This is a genomic window from Streptomyces sp. NPDC096048, assembly GCF_044763415.1.
Lineage (GTDB): Bacteria > Actinomycetota > Actinomycetes > Streptomycetales > Streptomycetaceae > Streptomyces.
Map to the genome: position 1 here is coordinate 175,561 of NZ_JBIWGG010000002.1, position 23,272 is coordinate 198,832.

Annotated in this window: 19 protein-coding genes; 4 read left to right on the forward strand and 15 right to left on the reverse strand. The window is 73.0% G+C overall.

What is annotated here, in order from left to right:
* Nucleotides 1-12 precede the first annotated feature (12 nt).
* Entirely contained in the window at nucleotides 13-480 is a 468-nt protein-coding gene (locus ACIQ6R_RS05315; protein ID WP_404218864.1) for a hypothetical protein, read from the forward strand.
* Here the strand turns inward: ACIQ6R_RS05315 and ACIQ6R_RS05320 are convergent.
* From ACIQ6R_RS05320 to hrcA, 4 genes are all read right to left on the reverse strand, one after another.
* A complete protein-coding gene (locus ACIQ6R_RS05320) occupies nucleotides 390-1,139 on the reverse strand; it encodes a 16S rRNA (uracil(1498)-N(3))-methyltransferase (protein WP_404218866.1) in 750 nt (249 codons plus the stop codon). The two genes, ACIQ6R_RS05315 and ACIQ6R_RS05320, sit on opposite strands and share 91 nt — an antisense overlap.
* The gene (locus tag ACIQ6R_RS05325) at nucleotides 1,136-2,266 is read right to left on the reverse strand and encodes a nitronate monooxygenase (protein WP_404218869.1); all 1,131 of its coding nucleotides are present in this window, start codon (nucleotides 2,264-2,266) and stop codon (nucleotides 1,136-1,138) included. The genes ACIQ6R_RS05320 and ACIQ6R_RS05325 overlap by 4 nt, the downstream gene beginning before the upstream one ends.
* Nucleotides 2,267-2,366: 100 nt before the next feature.
* Complete coding sequence (gene dnaJ / locus ACIQ6R_RS05330; protein ID WP_121746964.1) at nucleotides 2,367-3,503, reverse strand: molecular chaperone DnaJ; 1,137 nt, start codon at nucleotides 3,501-3,503, stop codon at nucleotides 2,367-2,369.
* Nucleotides 3,504-4,520 carry a heat-inducible transcriptional repressor HrcA gene (gene hrcA, locus ACIQ6R_RS05335; RefSeq protein WP_404177798.1) on the reverse strand — a complete coding sequence of 339 codons (1,017 nt, stop codon included), beginning with the start codon at nucleotides 4,518-4,520 and terminating at the stop codon, nucleotides 3,504-3,506. It abuts the gene before it with no gap.
* Nucleotides 4,521-4,701: 181 nt separating this feature from the next.
* Between hrcA and ACIQ6R_RS05340 the strand changes: the two genes are divergently transcribed.
* Both ACIQ6R_RS05340 and ACIQ6R_RS05345 read left to right on the forward strand, forming a co-directional pair.
* Nucleotides 4,702-5,436 (forward strand): MBL fold metallo-hydrolase, encoded by a 735-nt coding sequence (locus tag ACIQ6R_RS05340; protein ID WP_404218871.1) that lies wholly within the window; start codon nucleotides 4,702-4,704, stop codon nucleotides 5,434-5,436.
* Nucleotides 5,437-5,470: 34 nt separating this feature from the next.
* Nucleotides 5,471-6,292 (forward strand): DUF3097 domain-containing protein, encoded by an 822-nt coding sequence (locus ACIQ6R_RS05345; protein WP_404218873.1) that lies wholly within the window; start codon nucleotides 5,471-5,473, stop codon nucleotides 6,290-6,292.
* A gap of 126 nt (nucleotides 6,293-6,418) precedes the next feature.
* Here ACIQ6R_RS05345 and hemW read toward each other — a convergent pair whose 3' ends face one another.
* The 4 genes from hemW to lepA form a co-directional block, all read right to left on the reverse strand.
* Nucleotides 6,419-7,651, reverse strand: coding sequence for a radical SAM family heme chaperone HemW (hemW, locus tag ACIQ6R_RS05350; protein ID WP_404218875.1), 1,233 nt, complete (start codon nucleotides 7,649-7,651; stop codon nucleotides 6,419-6,421).
* A gap of 178 nt (nucleotides 7,652-7,829) precedes the next feature.
* Nucleotides 7,830-10,001, reverse strand: coding sequence for a SpoIIE family protein phosphatase (locus ACIQ6R_RS05355; protein ID WP_404218877.1), 2,172 nt, complete (start codon nucleotides 9,999-10,001; stop codon nucleotides 7,830-7,832).
* Between the two features lie 200 nt (nucleotides 10,002-10,201).
* Nucleotides 10,202-12,079 (reverse strand): AMP-dependent synthetase/ligase, encoded by a 1,878-nt coding sequence (locus tag ACIQ6R_RS05360; protein WP_404218879.1) that lies wholly within the window; start codon nucleotides 12,077-12,079, stop codon nucleotides 10,202-10,204.
* A gap of 309 nt (nucleotides 12,080-12,388) precedes the next feature.
* Complete coding sequence (lepA, locus tag ACIQ6R_RS05365) at nucleotides 12,389-14,257, reverse strand: translation elongation factor 4 (RefSeq protein WP_404177780.1); 1,869 nt, start codon at nucleotides 14,255-14,257, stop codon at nucleotides 12,389-12,391.
* A gap of 330 nt (nucleotides 14,258-14,587) precedes the next feature.
* Here lepA and rpsT point away from each other — a divergent pair, with 330 nt between their 5' ends.
* Nucleotides 14,588-14,854 (forward strand): 30S ribosomal protein S20, encoded by a 267-nt coding sequence (rpsT, locus tag ACIQ6R_RS05370; protein ID WP_121746971.1) that lies wholly within the window; start codon nucleotides 14,588-14,590, stop codon nucleotides 14,852-14,854.
* Nucleotides 14,855-15,051: 197 nt separating this feature from the next.
* On the opposite strand, the gene holA is transcribed toward rpsT, so the two are convergent.
* The 7 genes from holA to ACIQ6R_RS05405 form a co-directional block, all read right to left on the reverse strand.
* Nucleotides 15,052-16,041 carry a DNA polymerase III subunit delta gene (gene holA / locus ACIQ6R_RS05375; protein ID WP_404218881.1) on the reverse strand — a complete coding sequence of 330 codons (990 nt, stop codon included), beginning with the start codon at nucleotides 16,039-16,041 and terminating at the stop codon, nucleotides 15,052-15,054.
* A gap of 75 nt (nucleotides 16,042-16,116) precedes the next feature.
* On the reverse strand, nucleotides 16,117-16,362 hold the full coding sequence (locus ACIQ6R_RS05380) for a hypothetical protein (protein WP_404218883.1): 246 nt from the start codon (nucleotides 16,360-16,362) through the stop codon (nucleotides 16,117-16,119).
* A 53-nt stretch (nucleotides 16,363-16,415) separates the two neighbouring features.
* Nucleotides 16,416-17,297: a YceI family protein gene (locus tag ACIQ6R_RS05385; RefSeq protein ID WP_404219608.1), complete on the reverse strand. Its 882-nt coding sequence runs from the start codon at nucleotides 17,295-17,297 to the stop codon at nucleotides 16,416-16,418.
* Nucleotides 17,298-17,482: 185 nt separating this feature from the next.
* On the reverse strand, nucleotides 17,483-18,310 hold the full coding sequence (locus tag ACIQ6R_RS05390) for an arylamine N-acetyltransferase (RefSeq protein WP_404177768.1): 828 nt from the start codon (nucleotides 18,308-18,310) through the stop codon (nucleotides 17,483-17,485).
* 4 nt (nucleotides 18,311-18,314) lie between these two features.
* Entirely contained in the window at nucleotides 18,315-21,041 is a 2,727-nt protein-coding gene (locus tag ACIQ6R_RS05395; RefSeq protein ID WP_404218886.1) for a ComEC/Rec2 family competence protein, read from the reverse strand.
* Nucleotides 21,038-22,240 carry a helix-hairpin-helix domain-containing protein gene (locus ACIQ6R_RS05400; RefSeq protein ID WP_404218888.1) on the reverse strand — a complete coding sequence of 401 codons (1,203 nt, stop codon included), beginning with the start codon at nucleotides 22,238-22,240 and terminating at the stop codon, nucleotides 21,038-21,040. The genes ACIQ6R_RS05395 and ACIQ6R_RS05400 overlap by 4 nt, the downstream gene beginning before the upstream one ends.
* A gap of 119 nt (nucleotides 22,241-22,359) precedes the next feature.
* Nucleotides 22,360-23,205 carry a DegV family protein gene (locus ACIQ6R_RS05405; RefSeq protein WP_404218890.1) on the reverse strand — a complete coding sequence of 282 codons (846 nt, stop codon included), beginning with the start codon at nucleotides 23,203-23,205 and terminating at the stop codon, nucleotides 22,360-22,362.
* Between the last annotated feature and the right edge of the window lie 67 nt (nucleotides 23,206-23,272).

The window sequence follows — 23,272 nt, forward strand, 5'->3', positions numbered from 1 at the left end:
TACCGTGGGCGGATGGGCAACGACCGCAGGCTGCGCAGGCTCGTCGTGGACGAGCGGACGGCATACCTCTGGAGCCACCGGCAGAAACGGGGACGTGACGGTGTCTGGCGGGACGCGCTCACCCTCTACCGGGACGGGATCCGCGTCCGGTTCGTCTTCCTCGCGGGCGGTCCGGACTCGGGCCGGTACACCTCCGAGGGCGGCTACTGGTACGAGGGCTGCGTGGCCGACGGCCGCGGCAACCTGCTCAACCTGCGCGAACCCGGTGTCGTACGGCAGTTGGTGGACGAGGCCGGACGGCGCGGGCTGCTGCCCGGGGCCGGGGGCGGGCCGGTGGAACTGAACGGCTGGGAGTTGTTTCCCGCGTGGGGCCGGCGGCCTGACCGGGCTCAGGACCAGCGGCCGGTGCGGGCCAGGAGTACCGCCGTCGCCGCGGTGCCGGCGGTGGAGGTGCGAAGGACGCTGCGCCCCAGACGGTAGGGCTTCGCGCCGGCCTGGGCGAACAGGGCCAGCTCCTCCGGTGAGACCCCGCCTTCGGGACCGACGACCAGGACGATGTCCCCGGCGGTGGGGAGTTCGGTGGCGGCCAGTGGCTCCTCGCCGCTCTCGTGGAGTACGGCGGCGAAGTCGGCGTCGGCCAGAAGTGAGGCAACCTGCTTGCTCGTCGCCGCGTCCGCGACGTCGGGGAAGCGGACCCGGCGGGACTGCTTGCCCGCCTCCCGGACCGTCGCCCGCCACTTGCCGAGCGCCTTCAGGCCGCGGTCGCCCTTCCACTGCGTGACGCAGCGGGCCGCCGCCCAGGGCACGATCGCGTCCACACCGACCTCGGTCATCGTCTCGACGGCCAGCTCCCCGCGGTCACCCTTGGGCAGGGCCTGGACGACGGTGATACGGGGTCGCGCCTCGGGCTCCTCCCGGACGCTCTCCAGGTCCGTGACGACCAGGCGGTCCTTGCCCTCGGCGGCCTTCACCACGCCCTCGGCCCAGCGTCCGCGCCCGTCGGTGAGGACGACGTCCTCGCCGGCCCGCAGCCGCTTCACGGAGACGGCGTGCCGTCCCTCGGAGCCGTCCAGGACGTACTCGCCTCCGGGCAGGTCCCCCGGCTGGAGCGAGTCGACCACGAACACCGGCGCCGTCATCGGCCCGTACCTCCCGTCACGAACGCTGACAACGCTGTCCCCGCGGCGGCGAGTTCGGCCACCAGCACCTCCACCAGCTGCCCGGCGGGCAGCTCCCGGGCCATCCGGTGGCCCTGTCCCGCCCAGAGCGCCATGCCCTGCGCGTCGCCCGCCTTCGCCGCCGCCTTGCGCAGCGGGGCGGTGAGGTGGTGCACCTCCGGGTAGGCGGCGGGGGCGTAGGGGCCGTGCTCGCGCAGGAAGCGGTTGACCAGGCCGCGGGCGGGGCGGCCGGAGAAGGCACGGGTCAGTTCGGTGCGGACGAACAGGGGGTTGGTCAGCGCCTGCTTGTGCAGGGCGTGCGCGCCGGACTCGGGGGTGGCGAGGAAGGCCGTGCCGAGCTGGGCGGCGCTCGCGCCGGCCGCGAGGACCGCGGCGATCTGGCCGCCGCGCATGATGCCGCCGGCGGCGACGATCGGCAGGCTCACCGCCTCCCGGACCTGGGCGACCAGCGACAGCAGCCCGGTGCCGGCGCCGCCCGTCTCGACGTGGTCCCGGTGGGTGCCCTGATGTCCGCCGGCCTCGGCGCCCTGCGCGATCACCGCGTCGGCGCCGGACAGCTCCACGGCCCTGGCCTCCTCCGCGGTGGTCGCGGCGACCAGGGCGAAGGTGCCGACGCGGTGCAGCGAGTCGACGACCTCGCGGCTGGGCACGCCGAAGTGGAACGACACCACCGGTACCGGGTTGTCCAGCAGCACCGCGAGCTTGGTGTCGTAGCCGTCGTCCCGGCCGCACTCGGGGTCGCCGAGCTCCGTCTCGTACCAGGCGGCCTCGCCGGCCAGCTGGTGGGCGTAGAGGCCGACGGCGGCGGCATTCGAGGGCGCGGCGTCGGCCGCTCCGGTGGAGCCGGTGCCCGCACCGGGGGCCTCGGGCTGCGGCATGAAGAGGTTGACGCCGAAGGGGCGGCCGGTCAGTCCGCGCAGCTGCTTGATCTCCTGGTACATCCCGTCCGCGGTCTTGTACCCGGCGGCGAGGAATCCCAGCCCGCCCGCCTCACAGACCGCGGCGGCGAGCTGCGGCACGGAGACGCCGCCCGCCATGGGCGCCTGCACGATCGGGTAGGGGAAAAGATCGGTCAGTGCGGAGGACATGACGGCATGTTGTCACGTCCTCCGCACAAGTCCGAATCCAGGCTTCCGTTGGCATACGCCAGGAGCATCCGCATCGGAACGCCCCTGGCGCCGGCCGACATCAGCGCCCGTTGAAGGCGTCCTTCAGCCGCGAGAACAGCCCCTGCTGCCCCGGCTGGAACTGCCCCGTCGGGCGCTCCTCGCCGCGTAGCGCGGCCAGCTCTCGCAGGAGGCGTTCCTGCTCGGGGTCGAGCTTGCTCGGGGTCATGACCTCGACGTGGACGATGAGGTCGCCCCGGCCGCCGCCGCGCAGGTGGGTGACGCCGCGGCCGTGCAGCGGGATCGACTGGCCGGACTGGGTGCCCGGGCGGATGTCGACCTCCTCCATGCCGTCGAGCGTCTCCAGGGGCACCTTCGTGCCGAGGGCCGCCGCCGTCATCGGGATGGTGACCGTGCAGTGCAGGTCGTCGCCGCGCCGCTGGAAGGTCGAGTGGGGCAGCTCGTGGATCTCGACGTACAGGTCGCCGGCGGGGCCGCCGCCGGGGCCGACCTCGCCCTCGCCCGCGAGCTGGATCCGGGTGCCGTTGTCGACGCCGGCCGGGATCTTCACGGTCAGGGTGCGCCGGGAGCGGACCCGGCCGTCGCCCGCGCACTCGGGGCACGGGGTCGGGACCACGGTGCCGAAGCCCTGGCACTGCGGGCAGGGCCGCGAGGTCATGACCTGGCCCAGGAAGGACCGGGTGACCTGCGAGACCTCACCGCGACCGCGGCACATGTCACACGTCTGGGCCGACGTGCCGGGCGCCGCGCCCTCGCCGTTGCAGGTGTTGCAGACGACCGCGGTGTCGACCTGGATGTCCTTGGTCGTGCCGAAGGCCGCCTCGTCCAGCTCGACCTCGATGCGGATCATCGCGTCCTGGCCCCGGCGGGTGCGCGAGCGCGGCCCGCGCTGCGACGCCGTACCGAAGAACGCGTCCATGATGTCCGAGAAGTTCCCGAAGCCACCCGCGCCGAAGCCGCCCGCGCCACCGCCGGCGGCCTGCGAGAGGGGGTCGCCGCCGAGGTCGTAGACCTGCTTCTTCTGCGGGTCCGACAACACCTCGTAGGCGGCGTTGATCTCCTTGAACCGCTCCTGGGTCTTCGGATCGGGGTTGACGTCCGGGTGCAGCTCGCGGGCGAGCCTCCGGAACGCCTTCTTGATCTCGTCCTGGGACGCGTCGCGGCGTACGCCGAGTACGGCGTAGTAGTCCGTGGCCACCTACGACTCCGCCAGGATCTGTCCGACGTACCGTGCCACTGCGCGTACCGCTCCCATCGTTCCCGGGTAGTCCATGCGGGTCGGTCCGACCACGCCGAGCTTGGCAACCGCCTCGCCGCCCGAACCGTAGCCCACCGACACGACGGACGTGGAGTTGAGTCCTTCGTGGGCGTTCTCATGACCGATACGGACGGTCACGCCCGGATCCTTCGCCTCGCCGAGCAGCTTGAGGAGCACGACCTGCTCCTCCAGCGCCTCGAGGACGGGTCGGATCACCAGAGGGAAGTCGTGCCCGAAGCGGGTGAGATTGGCGGTGCCGCCGATCATCAACCGCTCCTCGTTCTCCTCGACCAGCGTCTCCAGGAGGGTGGAGAGCACCGTCGAGACCGTACCGCGGTCCTCGGCCTCGAAGGCCTCCGGCAGCTCCTCCACCAGGCTCGGCACGTCCGAGAAACGGCGCCCGGCGACCCGGCTGTTCAGCCGCGCGCGCAGGTCGGCGAGGGACGCCTCGCCGAACGGCGCCGGGCAGTCGACCATCCGCTGCTCGACCCGGCCGGTGTCCGTGATCAGCACGAGCATCAGGCGCGCGGGCGCCAGCGCGAGCAACTCCACGTGCCGCACGGTCGAGCGGGTCAGCGACGGATACTGCACGACGGCGACCTGCCGGGTCAGCTGCGCGAGCAGCCGCACCGTGCGGGCCACCACGTCGTCGAGGTCGACGGCGCCCTCCAGGAAACTCTGGATGGCACGCCGCTCGGGCGGGGTCATCGGCTTGACGCCGGCCAGCTTGTCGACGAAGAGCCGGTAGCCCTTGTCGGTCGGGATGCGCCCGGCGCTGGTGTGCGGCTGCGCGATGAACCCCTCGTCCTCCAGGGCCGCCATGTCATTGCGCACGGTGGCCGGGGAGACGCCGAGATTGTGCCGCTCGGTGAGCGCCTTGGAGCCCACCGGCTCCTCGGTGCCGACGTAGTCCTGGACGATGGCGCGCAGCACCTGAAGCCTGCGTTCACTGAGCATTCGCGCGCACCTCCAGGATGTCGTCCGCCCGGCGTCTTGCCTGTCTCACTGCCTGTCCTGGCACTCACGGCGTGCGAGTGCCAGACTTCCCCGGCCCAGTGTACGGCCGTGGGGTACGCCCCCGGCAAGGCCGGGGCCACGCCGCCGTGAACGGGGACGTCGCGGCGCTAGCGTCGTCGTCGTGACGGTGACTTGGGAAGACCTGGGATGGGAGCGCGTGGCGGCCGGGGTGGGACGGCGCCGGCTGCCGGTGTGGGACTGCACCGCGGGGCTGGTCGTCGGCGCCGGCGCGGCCCTGATGGTGGACGCGGGGTCGAGCCTCGGTGAGGGCGCCCGGTTGCGCGCGGAGGCGCAGAGGCTCGCCAGTCACCGTGTGACACATCTCGCGCTGACCCACCCGCACTTCGACCACGTCCTCGGCGCCGCGGCGTTCGCGGGCGCGGAGGTGTACGGCGCGGTGGGCACGGCATCGTTGTTCGCGCGGAGCGGACACGGGCGGGAGGCGCTGAGGTCGGACGCGGTGGCGGAGGGGCTGGACGCGCGGTCGGCGGAGGAGGCGGTCGACGCGCTCGTCCGCGTCCGCCACGAGGTCTGCGGCGAGTGGACGCTCGACCTGGGCGGCGGCCGGCAGGTCCTGCTCGCCAACGTGGGTCCGGGGCACACCGGCCACGACCTCGCGGTGCTGGTGCCGGGCGACCCGGAGGTCGTCTTCTGCGGCGACCTGGTCGAGGAGTCGGGTGAGCCGCAGGCGGGCCCCGACGCCGTACCGTCGCACTGGCCCGCAGCCCTGGACCGGCTGCTCGACCTGGGCGGCGAGGACGCGCTGTACGTCCCCGGTCACGGAGCGGTGGTGGACGCGGCGTTCGTCAGGGCCCAACGGGACGCGCTGGCCGCCCGCTTCGGCGTGTCGCACTGATCACGGCGCGGCCGCTCCTCGTATCGTCATCAGAATGCGCCAGTACTCCGCCGACCTGACCCCCTCGTGGAAGAAGCCGCAGCCGGTACCGGAGGTCCCGGCCGATCCCGGCCTGGTGGTCGAGGAGCCCGGCACCGGTTTCTGCGGCGCGGTGATCGGCTGCGAGGCGGGCACGGTGACGCTGGAGGACCGCTTCGGCAAGCAGCGGGTGTTCCCGATGGAGCCGCGCGGCTTCCTGCTGGAGGGGCGGGCGGTGACGCTGGTCCGGCCGTCGTCCGGTTCGTCCGGCGCATCCGGTCCGGTGCGTCCCGCCCGTACGGCGTCCGGGTCCGTGGCCGTCCCGGGCGCACGCGCGCGGGTGGCCCGCGCCGGGCGCATCTACGTCGAAGGGCGGCACGACGCCGAACTGGTCGAGAAGGTCTGGGGCGACGACCTGCGCATCGAGGGCGTGGTCGTGGAGTACCTGGGGGGCGTGGACGACCTGCCGTCGATCGTCGCCGACTTCGCGCCCGGGCCCGACGCGCGGCTCGGCGTCCTGGTGGACCACCTGGTGCCGGGTTCGAAGGAGTGGCGGATCGCGGAGGCGGTCACGAGCGAGCACGCGTTGGTCGTCGGTCACCCGTACATCGACATCTGGGAGGCCGTGAAGCCGTCGTCGCTGGGGATCGACGGCTGGCCCCGGGTGCCGCGCGGGCAGGACTGGAAGACGGGGGTGTGCCGGGCGCTGGGGTGGCCGTCCGAGAACACCGGGGCGGTGTGGCAGGCGATCCTGGCACGGGTGGGCTCGTACAAGGACCTGGAACCGGATCTGCTGGGCAGCGTGGAACGACTCATCGATCACGTGACCGTGCCATGAGCTTCGTCCGGTCGTCGACAGGTCGGGCCTGGTGGACCGCTCTCCGCCGCCGCGGAGATGGTCCGTCGATCAGCTCGTCCACGCGGCCGAGCAGGTCTTGCTCCCCGCCGGAGCGGGGATGACCCCTCAGTCCACCAGATCCCGCACCACCGCGTCCGCCAGCAACCGCCCGCGCAGCGTCAGCACCGCGCGCCCGTCCTCGTACGGCCCCTCCTGGAGGAGCCCCTGCGACAACGCCCGCCGCGACGCCGCGAGCCCCGCCTCCCGCAGCAGGGACAGCGGCACCCCCTCCCGCAGCCGCAGCTCCAGCAGGACGCGTTCCACGCGGCGGTCCTCGTCCGTGAGGACCTCCCGCCCGGCCCCCGGCGACTTCCCCGCCGCCAGCGCCCCCGCGTACGCGCCGGGGTGCTTCACGTTCCACCAGCGCACCCCGCCCACGTGGGAGTGCGCGCCCGGCCCCGCGCCCCACCAGTCGGCGCCCCGCCAGTACAGCTCGTTGTGCAGGCAGCGCCCCGCGTCCGAGGTGGCCCAGTTCGACACCTCGTACCAGTCGAAGCCCGCCGCCGACAGGGTCTCCTCGGCGATCAGGTACCGGTCGGCGTGGACGTCGTCGTCGGTCATGGGTACCTCGCCGCGCCGGATGCGGCGGGCGAGCTGGGTGCCCTCCTCGACGATCAGGGCGTACGCCGAGACGTGGTCGGGTCCGGCGCCGAGCGCCGCGTCCAGGGAGGCGCGCCAGTCGTCGTCCGTCTCGCCGGGGGTGCCGTAGATCAGGTCGAGGTTGACGTGGTCGAAGCCGGCCGCGCGGGCCTCGGCGACGCAGGCCTCCGGGCGGCCCGGGGTGTGGGTGCGGTCGAGCACCTTCAGGACGTGCCGCTTCGCGCTCTGCATGCCGAAGGAGATCCGGTTGAAGCCGCCCTCACGGAGGGTGGCGAGGTACGCCGGGTCGACCGACTCCGGGTTGGCCTCCGTCGTGATCTCCGCGTCCGCCGCCAGGCCGAACTCGTCGCGGATCGCGTGCAGCATCCGCACCAGGTCGCCGGCGGCCAGCAGCGTGGGCGTGCCGCCGCCGACGAAGACCGTGCGGACCTCGCGGGGGTCGTCGCCGAGCACCTTGCGGGCCAGGCGGACCTCGTCGGTGAGCGTCTCGGCGTAGTTGTCGCGGGAGGCGAGGACGCCGCCGGTGCCGCGCAGCTCCGTCGCGGTGTAGGTGTTGAAGTCGCAGTAACCGCAGCGGGTCGCGCAGTACGGCACGTGCAGGTAGAAGCCGAGGGGGCGGTCGGCGGCGCCGGCGAGCGCGGACGCCGGGAGGGCGCCGTCGGCGGGGACGGGCTCACCGTCAGGGAGTGCGGAGGGCATGCGTTCCATTGTCCCGTACCCCGCATGTGTCCCTGCCCCGCGTGTGTCCCCGCCCCGCCTGGTCCCCCGCCCTGCCTGGTCCCCCGCCCCGCGTGGTCCCTGCCAGCGCGTGGCCCCTGCCAGCGCGTGGCCCCGCCCGCGCGTGGTCCCCGCCCGCGCGCTCGATCCGCCCGCGCGCTCAATCCGCCTGGAGTACCAGCAGCGCCAGATCGTCCTCCGGGGGCCGGGGCCCGAACTCGTGCACCAGCCGCCTGATGCGCTCGGCGACCAGCCCGGCGTCCAGTCCCACGCAACCGGCGAGGGCAGTGGCCAGCCCTTCCCCGTCGTCGAACTGGCGGGAGCCGCTGCGCCGCTCGGTGACCCCGTCCGTGACGCAGAGCAGAGTGTCGCCGGACCGCAGCTCGAAGGTCTCGCTGGTGTACGTCGCGTCCTCGACGACACCGAGCAGGGTCTGCGGCTGCGCGACCGTGCGCACCGTGCCGTCGGGGTCCAGGAGCAGCGGCAGCGGATGCCCGGCGCTGGCGAGGGTGCAGCGGACGCCGCCGTCGAACGGGACGAGTTCGCCGTAGAGCAGGGACAGGAAGCGGGTCTGCGGTCCGTCGCCCGGGGCAACCGGAGGGGCGACGGCGACCAGGGCGCGGGCGGCGGCGTCCGCGGCCTCGGTGGCGTCGTCGAGGAGGAGCTGGTTGAGGCGGTCGAGGACGTCCGGGACGCCGTACTCCTCGCGGGCCAGCAGCCGCAGCCAGGGCCGGGCGAGGCCGATGACGACGGCGGCCTCGGGGCCCTTGCCCTGGACGTCGCCGACGGCGAAGCACCAGCGGCCTTCGCCGGCCGGGAAGAGGTCGTAGAAGTCGCCGCTGGGGCCGCCCTTGTCGCACGGTTCGTAGACGAGGGCGCTGCGCACGCCGGGGATCTCGGCGACCGCGCCGGGCAGCAGGCCGCGCTGGAGGACGGCGCTGATGGTGGCCTGCCGGGCGTACTGGCGGGCGGCGCCGATGGCGAGCGCCACCCGGCGGCTGAGGTCCTCGACCAGGCCGGTGATCTCGTCGGGGAAACCGGGGAAGCCGGGGGCACCGGCCCGCCCGATGACCAGGGTGCCCAGGGGCCGGCCGCCGGCCACCAGGCGGTAGGCGAGCGCGGCACCGTGCGTGCCGTCCGGGCCGAGCGCCACGCCGGGCCAGGGGTGGGCGACGGGGCCGGAGCGCCACGGGTCACGCGGGCGGGGCGGGTCCTTCTCCAGGGCCCGGCGCAGCTCCTCGACGTGGCTCTCGCTGCCGTGCCAGACGCGGGCCAGCCGCGCTCCCACGGCCGCCCCGGGGTCGTCGCTCCAGGCTCCCCGGCCCAGGGACTCGTCCTCCAGCCACACGGCGCACCAGTCGGCGAGCCGAGGCACGATCAGCTGCCCGGCGAGGGAGGCGACCAGATCCTCGTCGAGCTGTCCGGCCAGGAGGTCGGAGGCCTCGGCGAGGAAGGACAGCGCACCGCGCCCCAGCCACTCCCGGTCACGAACACCGCGCCGAACGGTCCTGGCCGTTCCGTCCCGCCGGTCGCCGCCCCTCTGGCTCTCCGAGCCGTACAGGACCGTAGGCCCCTCCAGGACCACTGGTCCCTCCAGCACTGGCTGGCCCTCCAGCACCGGCCGGCTCTCCAGGGCCGTCTGTCCGTCGGGAGCCATCTCACCGCCCGGGACACCCTGGTCCCCCGAGACACCCGGGCCCGCCGGAGCCCCCGGGCCGCCCAGCCCCGCCGAACCCCCGCCCCCCTCCCCCGACGGCTCCGTGCCCGCCGGCTCGGGGCGTCGGGCCCCACGGCCCCCGGCGTACGCCTCGATCTGTTCGGCGGTCTCGGCGCCCGCGGCCGGGAGCCGGGCCCACACCGTCTTGGTGCCCGGGCGGTACGTGATGCCCCAGGCCTCCGAGAGGGCGGCGACGAGCCGCAGACCGCGCCCGTACTCGGGCATCTCGTGCGGCGTCTCGTGGTCGCCGCTCCTCGGAGCGCGGGAGGGGTGGTGGTCCGTGGCCTCGACGACGAGGGTGCCCGTCTCCTCCAGCCGGCAGCCCACCTCGACGTCGGTGCCGGCGTGCACGACGGCGTTGGTGACAAGCTCGCTGACGACCACCAGGGCGTCGGCGGCGAGATGCTCGGTCAGCCGTTCCGTGCCGGGCAGGCCGAGTTCGGCCCAGTCGGCGAGCGCGACCCGCACCATCTCCCGGGCCGCGCCGGGCGCCAGGGAGCTGCCGAGCAGGGTCACGTGCGCCCGCGCGCACTCCTGGGCGTATGCCTCAGCAGTGAGCGCGGGCGCCCCACTGGCGCGGGAGACGGTCTCCCGTTGCGTCGGAATGGCCCCCATGGACGGCTCCCCGGGCAGTTCGTGCGAATACCTCGCAGTCGATGCCGACAGAGTGACAGACCGATCCCGTCCATAAGCGCGGAGTTACCGAAGTGGGCCTCCATGAGTGAGAACCGTGCTAGGCGAACGTTCGAAGACAGCCGGAAGACGGACAGTTCCGGGCATCGGCCGTGCGGACCCCGACGCCGGGCCGACCCGCACTACGCCTCGCGCGAGCCGTCGTACATCTCCTCGATCAGGTGCTTGTACTCCCGCTCCACGACCGGCCGCTTCAGCTTCAGGCTCGGCGTGATCTCCCCGTGCTCGACGTCGAGGTCGCGGGGCAGCAGGCGGAACTTCTTGATGGTCTGCCAGCGCTGGAGACCCTCGTTGAGCTGCTTGACGTAGCCGTCGACCATCTCGACGGTCGCGGGCGCCGCGACGATCTCCGCGTACGGCTTGCCCGCCAGGCCGTTCTCCTCGGCCCACTGAGTGATCGCGATCTCGTCGAGGGCGATGAGCGCGGTGCAGAAGTTCCGGTCGGCGCCGTGCACCAGGATGTTGGAGACGTAGGGGCAGACCGCCTTGAACCGGCCCTCCACCTCGGCGGGCGCGATGTACTTGCCGCCCGAGGTCTTGATGAGGTCCTTCTTGCGGTCGGTGATGCGCAGGTAGCCGTCGGGCGAGAGCTCGCCGATGTCGCCGGTGTGGAACCAGCCGTCGGCCTCCAGCACCTCGGCGGTCTTCTCGGGCAGCTTGTGGTAGCCCTCCATGATGCCGGGGCCGCGCAGCAGGATCTCGCCGTCGTCCGCGATCCGCACCTCGGTGCCGGGCAGCGGCTTGCCGACGGTGCCGGTGCGGTAGGCCTCGCCGGGGTTGACGAAGGACGCGGCGGAGGACTCGGTGAGGCCGTAACCCTCCAGGATGTGGATGCCGGCGCCCGCGAAGAAGTAGCCGATGTCTGGGGCGAGGGCGGCCGAGCCGGAGACGCAGGCGCGCAGGCGCCCGCCGAAGGCCTCGCGGATCTTGGCGTAGACGAGCTTGTCGGCGACGGCGTGCTTGGTGCGCAGTCCGGCGGGCGCGCTCGCGGTGCCGGTGCGCTTGAAGTTGTCCTGGGTGACCTTGGCGTACTCGCGGGCGACGCCCGCGGCCCACTGGAAGATCTTGTACTTGGCTCCGCCGCCCGCCCGGGCCTTGGCCGCGACGCCGTTGTAGACCTTCTCGAAGATGCGCGGCACAGCCGCCATGTAGGTCGGCTGGACGATCGGCAGGTTCTCGATGATCTTGTCGACGCGGCCGTCGACGGCGGTGACGTGACCGACCTCGATCTGGCCGGAGGTCAGCACCTTGCCGAAGACGTGCGCGAGCGGCAGCCACAGGTACTGCACGTCGTCGCCGGTGACCAGGCCGGTCGCGGCGATCGCCTTCGCCATGTACGACCAGTTGTCGTGCGGGAGGCGAACGCCCTTGGGCCGGCCGGTGGTGCCGGAGGTGTAGATGAGGGTGGCGAGGTGGTCCTTGGTGAGGGCGCCGACCCGCTTCGTGACCAGCTCCGGGTCCTTCTCCAGGCGGGCCGCGCCGAGGGCCTCCAGGTCGCCGAGGGTGAGGACCCAGTCCTCGGTGGTGTCGGCGCCGGTCGCGTCGATCACCACGACGTGAGTCAGCTCGGGCAGCTCGCCGCGCTTCTTCTTCGCCTTGGCCAGCTGCGCGGCGTCCTCCGCGATCAGCACCTTGCTCTCGGAGTCGGAGAGGATGTACGCCGACTCGTCGGCGTTGGTCTGCGGATAGACCGTGGTCGTCGCCGCGCCCGCGCACATGATGCCGAGGTCGGCCAGGATCCACTCCAGCCGCGTGGCGGAGGCCAGCGCCACGCGCTGCTGCGGCTGGAGGCCCAGCTCGATCAGGCCGGCCGCGATCGCGTGGACCCGTTCGGCCGCCTGCGCCCAGGTCAGCGACTTCCAGTCGTCCGGCCCCTCGCCGGAGGCCGACGGGACCGGGTAGCGGTAGGCCTCGGCGTCCGGCGTGGCCGCCACCCGCTCCAGGAAGAGTCCCGCCACGGAGGGCGGACGGTTCTCGATCAGTGTCTGTGTGTCGCTCACGACATCCTCCGTGGGCCCGCGACGGTGCGGCCTGCTCGTTCTGTTCGTTGCGGCCGGCTCGGGTGCGGCTGGTTCAGGTGCGGCTGGTTCACTCTCGGGCGGTGGTTCAGGCGTTGTTTAACTCGCGAGTAACTAGCGAGCAGGCATCAGAGTAAAGGGCGACCGGCCCGTGCGTAAGTCTCCGCGCCCTGTCACTTCGTACGGACGCACTCCCGTGACATGCGAAGGGGCCCGCCGCGCTTTCGCGCGGCGGGCCCTACGTGTCCGTTTTGCCGGGGCGGGCGGGACGCGCCGCGAGGACGGTCCCGGTTACTTCTTGCCCTTGCCCGACCCCGCGTTGTCATCACTGGACAGGACCGCGATGAAGGCCTCCTGCGGGACCTCCACGGAACCCACCATCTTCATCCGCTTCTTGCCTTCCTTCTGCTTCTCCAGCAGCTTCCGCTTGCGCGAGATGTCGCCGCCGTAGCACTTGGCGAGGACGTCCTTGCGGATGGCGCGGATGGTCTCGCGGGCGATCACCCGGGAGCCGATGGCGGCCTGGATGGGCACCTCGAAGGCCTGGCGCGGGATCAGCTCGCGCAGCTTGGCCACGAGCCGCACCCCGTAGGCGTACGCCGCGTCCTTGTGGGTGATCGCCGAGAAGGCGTCGACCTTGTCGCCGTGCAGCAGGATGTCGACCTTGACCAGGCTGGAGGTCTGCTCGCCGGTGGGCTCGTAGTCCAGCGACGCGTAACCACGCGTCTTCGACTTCAGCTGGTCGAAGAAGTCGAAGACGATCTCCGCGAGCGGGAGGGTGTAGCGGATCTCCACCCGGTCCTCGGAGAGGTAGTCCATGCCGAGCAGGGTGCCGCGCCGGGTCTGGCACAGCTCCATGATCGCGCCGATGAACTCGGTCGGCGCGAGGATCGTGGCGCGCACGACCGGCTCGTACACCTCGTTGATCTTGCCCTCGGGGAACTCGCTCGGGTTGGTGACGGTGTGCTCGACGCCGTCCTCCATGATCACGCGGTAGACCACGTTGGGCGCGGTGGCGATCAGGTCGAGGCCGAACTCGCGCTCCAGCCGCTCGCGGATCACGTCGAGGTGCAGCAGGCCCAGGAAGCCGACGCGGAAGCCGAAACCGAGGGCAGCGGAGGTCTCCGGCTCGTAGACCAGGGCGGCGTCGTTGAGCAGGAGCTTGTCCAGCGCGTCGCGCAGCAGGGGGTAGTCCGAGCCGTCCAGCGGATACAGACCGGAGAAGACCATGGGCCTGGGGTCCTTGTAGCCGCCGAGCGCCTCCTCGGCGCCCTTGTGCATGCTGGTGACGGTGTCACCGACCTTGGACTGGCGGACGTCCTTCACACCGGTGATCAGATACCCCACCTCGCCGACGCCGAGGCCGTCGGCGGAGAGCATCTCCGGCGAGTTGGTGCCGATCTCCAGCAGCTCGTGCGTGGCGCCGGTGGACATCATCCGGATCCGCTCGCGCCTGTTGAGCTGGCCGTCGATGACACGGACGTACGTCACGACACCCCGGTAGGAGTCGTAGACGGAGTCGAAGATCATCGCGCGGGCGGGGGCGTCCTTGACGCCGACCGGGGCCGGGACCTCGGCGACGACCTTGTCCAGCAGCGCCTCGACCCCGAGGCCGGTCTTGGCGGAGACCTTGAGCACGTCGGCGGGGTCGCAGCCGATCAGGTTGGCGAGTTCCTCGGCGAACTTCTCGGGCTGGGCGGCCGGCAGGTCGATCTTGTTCAGCACGGGGATGATCGTGAGGTCGTTCTCCATCGCCAGGTAGAGGTTGGCGAGGGTCTGGGCCTCGATGCCCTGGGCGGCGTCGACGAGGAGGATGGTGCCCTCGCACGCGGCCAGCGACCGCGAGACCTCGTAGGTGAAGTCGACGTGTCCCGGCGTGTCGATCATGTTGAGGATGTGCGTGCTGCTCTTGTCGTGGGTGGGGGCCCACGGCAATCGCACCGCCTGGGACTTGATCGTGATGCCGCGCTCGCGCTCGATGTCCATGCGGTCGAGGTACTGGGCGCGCATCTGCCGCTGCTCCACCACACCGGTCAGCTGGAGCATCCGGTCGGCGAGCGTGGACTTGCCGTGGTCGATGTGCGCGATGATGCAGAAGTTGCGGATCAGCGCCGGGTCGGTGCGGCTCGGCTCGGGCACATGGCTGGGGATCGCGGGCACGCAGGGTCCTGATTCTTGAGGCGTCCGCAGTGTCTGCGGTCTCGGGTCGGATCGATACGTAGCTTCCATCGTCCCACGGGTGGGGAGCTGGGATGGGTCGGGGACGGGCCGGGGGCGGGAGCAGGGCCGGATCGGGGGCGGGCCGGGGCCGGATCGGAGGCGGGCCAGGGCCGGATCGGGGCCGGACCGAGGCCGGGTTTGGGTGGCCCGGTGGGCCGCTGGTAGTGTGGGGGGCTGTGTCTCTTGCCCTCTCAGCGCGAGGCACTCCTTCAAGAAATCATCGGCACGGGACCCTCGCGGCCTCGTGCCTGAACCTGCAAAGGCTCATTCGTGGCGAACATCAAGTCCCAGATCAAGCGGAACAAGACCAACGAGAAGGCCCGGCTGCGCAACAAGGCCGTCAAGTCCTCTCTGAAGACCGCGATCCGCAAGGCCCGTGAGGCTGCTGCCGCGGGTGACGTCGAGAAGGCCACCGAGTACCAGCGCGTCGCTTCGCGCCAGCTCGACAAGGCCGTCTCCAAGGGCGTCATCCACAAGAACCAGGCCGCCAACAAGAAGTCGGCGCTGTCGCAGAAGGTCGGCGCCCTCAAGGGCTGAACCCCTCATCTGGTCTGATCGCCGGAAGGACCCAGAGCGGGCCCTCTCTCATCCGCTCCCGTCCGGCACCCAGGATCCGTGCGCGGCCTGCGTTCGCCACGCGGGCACGGATCCCCGAGCTTGATCCGAAGGCCCCGGTGACCGTCCTTCCCCAGGACGGACGCCGGGGCCTTCGGTCTGTGCGAGGCCTTACGCCCCTACGCCCGTCCCCGCGAACGCGCCGCGCGCGCGATGGTCACCACGGCCTTCTCCAGGGCGTACTCGGGATCGTCCCCGCCGCCCTTCACCCCCGCGTCCGCCTCGGCCACCGCGCGCAGGGCCACGGAGACTCCGTCCGGTGTCCAGCCGCGCATCTGCTGCCGGACGCGGTCGATCTTCCACGGCGGCATGCCCAGCTCACGGGCGAGGTCGGCGGGGCGTCCGCCGCGGGCGGAGGACAGCTTGCCGATCGCCCGTACGCCCTGTGCCAGCGCGCTGGTGATCAGTACCGGTGCGACTCCGGTCGCCAGCGACCAGCGCAGCGCCTCCAGTGCCTCCGCGGCCCTTCCCTCGACCGCCCGGTCGGCGACCGTGAAGCTGGAGGCCTCGGCCCGCCCCGTGTAGTACCGCCCGACGACCGCCTCGTCGATCGTGCCCTCGACGTCCGCGGTCAGCTGGGACACCGCCGAGGCCAGCTCCCGCAGGTCGCTGCCGATGGCGTCGACCAGTGTCTGGCACGCCTCGGGGGTGGCCGACCGCCCGGCGGTGCGGAACTCCGCCCGTACGAAGGCCAGCCGGTCGGCGGGCTTGGTCATCTTCGGGCACGCCACCTCGCGTGCCCCCGCCTTGCGGGCGGCGTCCAGCAGGCCCTTGCCCTTGGCTCCGCCCGCGTGCAGCAGAACGAGGGTGATCTCCTCGGCGGGCATGCCGAGGTAGGCCTTCACGTCCTTGACCGTGTCGGCGGACAGGTCCTGCGCATTGCGTACGACCACGACCTTGCGCTCGGCGAAGAGCGAGGGGCTGGTGAGCTCGGCGAGTGTGCCGGGCTGCAGCTGGTCGGGGGTCAGGTCGCGTACGTCCGTGTCGGCGTCGGCGGTCTTCGCGGCGGCCACCACCTCCCGCACGGCACGGTCGAGCAGGAGGTCCTCCTGGCCCACGGCAAGGGTCACCGGGGCGAGAGGGTCGTCATTCGCAGTCTTCCTGGCCATCGCGACAAGCATCGCACGCGCCACCGACAACGGACTTCGCCACCGGCAACGGATGTCGCCGCCGGGGCCACGGGCCTAGGGTTCCTCGCGCCAGCCCTCCCACTCCCCGGCGAACTCGTCGAGCTCGCCGGGATCCAGCCGCTCCTTCTCGTCGCGCAGGACGACGAGCCACTGGGCGTCCTCGGCGTCGTCCTCGCCGGCCAGGGCGTCCCGGAGCAGTCGGGGTTCCTCGTCGAGCCCGAAGCGCTCCCCGAGCGCCTGGGCCGCCTCCTCGGCGGCGTCGCGGTCGGGCAGCACCAGCACATGTCTCACATCACTCACGGGGGCCATTGTCGGACACCGCGCGGCAGGCGGAGCGTCAGGCCGGTGCCGGGTCAGCCCTTGGGCACGATCTGGATGTCCAGGGCGATCCTGATGCTGGGCCCGACCACGGCGATACCGCGCGCGAGCATCGTCTGCCAGCTCACCGTGAAGTCGTCGCGGTGCAGCTCGGTGGTGGCGCGGCAGGCCGCCCGCGCCTCGCCCTCCATGCCGTTGCCCAGGCCCAGATACTCGGCGTCCAGGGTGACCGTGCGCGTCACGCCGTGCAGGGAGAGCGCTCCCGTGACGGCCCACCGGTTGCCGCCCCGGTGCGTGAACCGGTCGCTGTAGAACTCCAGGGTCGGGAACCGCTGCACGTCCAGGAAGTCACCCGACCGCAGGTGGTCGTCGCGCATCTTCACGTTGGTGTCGATGGACGCCGCGTCGATGACCACGTGCATCGCCGACCGCTCCATGTCCTCGCCGATCCGCACCGCGCCCGCGAAGGAGTTGAACCGGCCGTGGATCCGGGCCAGCCCGATGTGCCGTGCGGTGAAGGCGATCGACGAGTGCGCCGGCTCGATCTCCCAGTCGCCCGGCGCGGGCAGCTCCGGAGGCTGGGCCACCTGGAGGGTCACGTCGCCGAGCGAGGCCGGCGCGTCCTCGGTGACGGTCGCGGACGCCCGGTACGGCGTGTAGCCCTCGGCGGACACCGCGATCCTGTACTCCCCCGTGGGCACCGTCGCCACGAACGACCCGAAGGGGTCCGTCCCGCCGCTGACCACCTTGCGCCCCGTGGTGTCGCTGACCGTGAACTCCGCTTGCGGAATCGCCTCGTCGACGGGGTTGAGGACCCGGCAGCTCAGCACTCCCGCGTTGGGCGGGGTCCGCACCGCCGCCAGGGGATCCGTCCGTTGCATCCGCTTCGTTCGGCTTCCCAGCCAGCGGCCGATCATCTGCGACACCCTCTGCACGACGCGAGAAAACTAGTTGACGAAGAAATATTCGATCACCGATGGGGGTTTCGAGGCAACACGGGGCCACTTCACGCGAAACCGGCACATGTGCTGGGAGTGCTCACGAGTGGCACGAGTAGCCCTGTGTGACCCGATATCGCCGCACCACCGGACGCCGCGCATCCTCACAGCCGGGGCACGGGCGGCACCTCGTCGAGGTGGATGCCGAAGTGCTCCCGGTAGGCCGCGAGTACCTCCTCGTCCGTGGCCGGCTCACGCTCCTCCCGGCTGCCGTCGGCGGCCGTCGACACGAGCCTGCGGCCGCTGAGCGTGATCCTCCCTCCGCCCTCCGTGACCCGCGAGCAGACCGGCGACTGGACGAAGTGCGACTGGGGCGAGGTGCTGTGCCACCACGCGCCGGACTCGAAGTCGCCGAGCACCCGCGGGCGCGGTTCCACCCGGTACACGGGCTTCCCGTCGCGCAGCACGTCCAGGTCGGCCGCCCGGGCCGAGTCGTGCCCGCCGCGCACCCCGGCCGCGTCCGGACCGGCCTCGACGACCTGGAACGTGCCTCCCGGATCCTTCTGCTCACCCCGCTCCGCGAAGGCCAGCGGACCGTGGCTGTGCGCCCCGAACCCGACGTCCGCCAGCAAGTCGCCCCCGTCCACCGTCCGCACCCGCAGCGCCAGATGGTCGAACGGGATCCCGAGCCGGCCCCCGTCCCCGTACACCCGCGCCGCGAGCAGCGTGACCTCGTACCCGAGCGCCGCGAGCAACGCGCCGAAGAGACCGTTGAGTTCGTAGCAGAACCCGCCCCGCCGCGCGCCCACCACCTTGTCCAGCAGCCGCCCCTCCTCCAGCACGATCTCCTCGCCCAGATGGACGGACAGGTTCTCGAACGGCACGGTCCGCAGATGGCGGAGGTGCAGGTCACGCAGGGCGTCGGCGGTGGGCCACGCCGGGTACTCGGCTCCCAGACGGCGGAGGTAGGCGTCGATCTGTGGTGCGTCCATGCCCTCAGTCTCGCGCCACCCGCAAGGCCCTGCCCGTGCCGGTGACCGCCAGCGCCCCGTCCCGGTCCGTCCGCAGCACCGTCGCGCCCTGGGCCCGCAGCGCCTCGACGGTGCCGGGGGCCGGGTGCCCGTAGGTGTTGTCCTCTCCGCAGCTGATGAGCGCCAGGCGTGGGGCCACCTTCCGTAGGAGGTCGGCATCCTGGTGAGCGGAGCCGTGATGGGCCACCTTCAGCACGTCGACCCCCTCCAGCGCCGCTCCCGCCGGTGATCTCGCCAGCTCCCGCTGTGCCGGGGGTTCCAGGTCCCCGAGCAGCAGCAGACGCAGCCCCGCCGTCCGCACCAGGAGGGTGACGCTGGCGTCGTTGGGCCCTTCCGGGCTCGCCGGGCTCGTCGGAGAGGCCGGCACCGCGGTCGTCGTCGGCGGGCTCGGGGGCGGCCACACCACCTGCCAGGACAGTGGGCCGGACCGCCGCTGTTCCCCGGCGGAGGCGTGGCGCAGGGGAATCCGCCGTGCCGCCGCCTGTCCGCCGACGGATTGGGCCTGGCCCGCGGGCTCTTCGAGGGCGGTCGTCTCGATCGCGCCCACCGAACGCCCCCGCAACACCCCCGGCAAGCCCGCCACATGGTCGGCGTGGAAGTGGGTCAGCACCACGAGCGGGACGCGGGTGATGCCGAGGGAGCGCAGACAGTGGTCGACCAGCGCCGGGTCGGGTCCGGTGTCCACCACGACGCCCGCGCCCTCACCCGCCGCGAGTACCAAGGCATCGCCCTGTCCCACGTCGCACATCACCATCCGCCAGCCCGGCGGAGGCCACCCCGTGATCACCCGGGCCAGTGGCGGTGGCCGCACCACCGCCAGCACCAGCAGCACCGCGCACACACCGCACCACCAGGGATGCCTCAGCAACCGTCGGCCCACGAGCAGTACGCCCACCGTGACCAGGGCGAGCAGCGCCGCCCCGGCCCAGCTGCCCGGCCAGTCCACTCCCGCGCCGGGTAGCGCGGCCCCGGTGCGGGCGATCGACGCGATCCACTCGGCCGGCCAACCTCCGCACCAGGCCAGCCCTTCGGCCACCGGCATCGCCACCGGTGCCGTCGCCAGCGCCGCGAATCCCAGCACCGTGGCCGGCGCGACCGCGAACTCCACGAGCAGGTTGCACGGCACCCCCACCAGGCTCACCCGCGCCGACAGCACGGCGACGACCGGCGCGCACAGGGCCTGGGCCGCACCCGCGGCGGCCAGCGCCTCGGCAAGCCGGGGAGGAACCCGGCGCCGGCGCAACGCCACACTCCAGTGCGGGGCCAGCGTGAGCAGCGCTCCGGTGGCCAGCACGGAGAGCAGGAAGCCGTAACTGCGGGCCAGCCCCGGGTCGTACAGCACCAGGAGCAGTACGGCCGTCGCCAGCGCCGGGAGCAGGGATCTGCGGCGACCGGTGGCCAGGGCGAGCAGGGCCACGGCCCCGCAGGCGGCGGCCCGCAGCACGCTCGGGTCGGGCCGGCACACGATGACGAAGCCGAGTGCCAGCACCCCGCCGAGCACCGCGGTCGTCCGCAGCGAGATACCGAGACGGGGCGCCAGCCCCCGGCGCTCGCTGCGCTGGGCCAGTCCGGGCGGCCCGAGCAGCAGGGCCAGCACGATCGTGAAGTTGGCCCCGGACACGGCCAGCGTGTGCGCGAGGTCGGTCTCCTTGAACGCCTCCTCCAGTTCCGGCGTGATACGCGATGTGTCCCCGACGACCAGGCCCGGCAGCAGCGCCCGCGCGTCCGCCGGCAGCCCCTCGGTGGCCTCCCGCAGCCCGGCCCGCAGTCGTCCCGCCAGCCGCTGCGCCCCCGACGGCTCGGCCACCACCTCCGGCGCCTCCCTACCGCCCCGTACCCTCAGCACGGCGGCGATCCGGTCCCCGCTCGCCCTCGGAGGCTCCGACCGGGCGGTGACGAGGAGCCGCGTCGTCGGCAGCAGTCCCAGCCAGCGCGAGGTGCCGGGCCCGGCACGGCTGAGCCGCGCGTCGTCCCCGTCCCCCGCGGAGGCCCGGCCCGATACCCCCTCACTCCCGCCCTCGTCCGATGCCCTCGCGCCCTCGCCCGACGCCCTCCCGCCCTCGTCCGATGCCCTCTCCTTCTCGCCCCCGCCCCCGCCCTCGCCCCCGGCCACGTCCACGAGCAACAGCACCGGCGTCCGCGTCGTCACCTCCCTTCCGCCCGCCTCCGTCACCCGTCGTACGTCTGCTTCGATCAGCACGGTGGGCGGCACGGCCCGGTTTCCCCGGACGCGGGGCCGGGTGAGGCGGGGGTCGGCGGTGATCTCCAACTCGGCGGTGACGGTGGCGTACTGCCGTGCCAGCACCGGCACGGGCCCGCGGTGCAGATCCGCACCGTGCAGTGCGGCCGAGGTGGCGGACGCGGCGACGCAGAGGAGCAGGGCGGCGACCGTCGCGCGGTGCCGACCGCGCGACGTGCGCTGCCTCCGCACCCCCAGCAGCAGCACGCCGGACAGGGTCAGAGCGCCGATCAGGAGGCCCACGGCCCACCCGGCCGGCACGTCCGGCATCAGCGCCGCCGTCGCCCAGGCCGCGAGCGCGGGCGGCACCAGCCGCAGGTCCACGGGCCCGTCCTGCCGGGGATGCGCCGCACCGAGCCGATGCCCGGAGGCGACGTGCACGGCTGCGCGCGGCGGCGCCGCCCGGTCGGTGGGCTCCGTCCGCCCGCCCGGCGGGCTCGTCCGCACGCTCATGGCCGCACGAGGTCGCGCAGGTCGGCGAAGCGGCGCTCGCCGATGCCGTTCACCTCGCGCAGTTCGTCCACCGAGCGGAAACCGCCGTGCCGGGTGCGGTAGTCGATGATGTGCTGCGCCAGCACGGGGCCGACGCCCGGCAGCGTGTCGAGCTGGTCGGCGGTCGCCGTGTTGAGGGGAACCGGAGCCGCGGGTGCGGCCCCCGCTGCCGGGGCGCCGGGCCCGCCGGGAGCGCTGCCGCCCGGGCCGGCCGCCGCGACCGGCGCGAAAGCGCCGACGATCACCTGCTCGCCGTCCACCAGGAAGCGCGCCCGGTTCAGCCCGTCGGTCTTGGTACCGGATCGGACGCCTCCCGCGGCACGCAGGGCGTCCGCGACACGTGACCCTGCCGGAAGGCGGTGGATTCCGGGCTTGCGGACCTTGCCGCCGACGTCCACCACGATCTCGGCCCCGACCGTGGCCGTGGCAGTGCCCTCGGCCGCGCCCCCGCGCCCGCCGGCCGCGGGGCCCGGGCCCTCTCCCGCCGCCTCGCCCTCACCCCCCGCGCCGTACGCCGCCGCCTCCCGCACCATCTCCGGTGCCGACACGGGCTGGGTGCGGCCGGTCCAGAAGTGCTGCGCGGCGAAGACCGCCGCGACGACGAGCAGCACGGTGAGCGCGGCCACGCTGCGCCGTTCCAGCCCGCACCGCGTCTGGAGCCATACCGGCATCCGCTCCCGCAGCGCCTGCCCGGCCCGTTCCCGCCAGGTCGCCGCGGTGCCATCGCCGGCGTCCGATGGCACTCCCCCTTCCTGAGCACGCTCCTCTTGCGCACTCCCTCCTCGCGCACCCCCTCCATGCGCACCCGCTACCTCGCTCCGGGCCGTGCCACCCTCGCCGGGCCCCTGCGGGCGCGCGGCACCGTGGGTCCAGGACGGCGGCGGCCCCTTCCCCGACTCGCTCCCCTGTCCGACAGGCCCGACAGGCCCGACGGGGCCGGCGTGTTCGGTGGGCACGCCGGGCCCGGCGTGCCCGACCCGCCCGGCGAGAAGCGCCTCCGCGCGCCGTCGAAGCTCCTCCGTCGGCGTGGGACGGCGCCTGTGCCGTGCTCGGCGGCGGGGGCGGGGCGGGCGGTGGCGGCGGAGACGGCCGTCGGAGGCCGGTCCGCGGCCCGGGCCGCTGGTGGCGGCAGCTGTGCGTGAGCCTGATCGAAGAACCATGCGACGAGGATCGGGCACCTCGGCACACCCGCGACGATCATGCTCAATTCCCGGGGACTACCCCCGGGTTGTGGATAACTCCGCCCCCCGCACGGGTGCCGCACAAGAGCGACCGCCCCTCACCGCGACGAGACCACGACCCCCAGCAGCCCGGGCCCGGTGTGCGCACCGATCACCGCGCCGACCTCGCTCACGTGCAGGTCGGCCAGCCCGGGCATCCGGTCCCGCAGACGGTCCGCCAGGGCCGACGCCCGTTCGGGGGCGGCGAGATGGTGGACGGCGATGTCGACGGGTGCGCTCCCCGCCCGGTCGGCGACGATCTCCTCCAGCCGGGCGATGGCCTTGGACGCCGTCCGGACCTTCTCCAGGGGCTCGATGCGGCCGCCGTCCAGCCTCAGCAGAGGCTTCACCGCGAGAGCGGAACCGAACAGTGCCTGGGCCGCCCCGATCCGGCCGCCGCGCCGCAGATAGTCGAGGGTGTCGACGTAGAAGTAGGCGGACGTCCCCGCGGCCCGCTTCTCCGCGGCCGTGACCGCTTCGTCCACCGTCCCGCCCGCCTCCGCCGCCTCCGCCGCGGAGAGCGCGCAGAATCCGAGGGCCATCGCGATCATCCCGGTGTCCACTACACGCACCGGAACCGCCGCCTCCCGCGCGGCGAGCACGGCCGCGTCGTGCGTACCGGAGAGTTCGGCGGAGAGGTGGAGGGAGACGATGCCCTCCGCGCCGGTCTCGGCGATCCTGCGGTAGGTCTCGGCGAAGAGCTCGGGGCTGGGGCGGGACGTGGTGACGGGCCGCCGTTTCTGCAGGGCCTGGGCCAGCGAGCGGGTCGAGATCTCGGTGCCCTCCTCCAGCGCCCGGTCGCCCAGGACGACGGTCAGGGGGACCGCGGTGATGCCGTGCCGCTCCATCGTCCGGGCCGGGAGGTAGGCCGTTGAATCCGTGACGATAGCGACATGACGGGACATGGGCTGGAGGTTACCTGCCGTAGCGCCCATACGGCAGCCCGGCCCCGACGACCGGGCGTTCACAGGG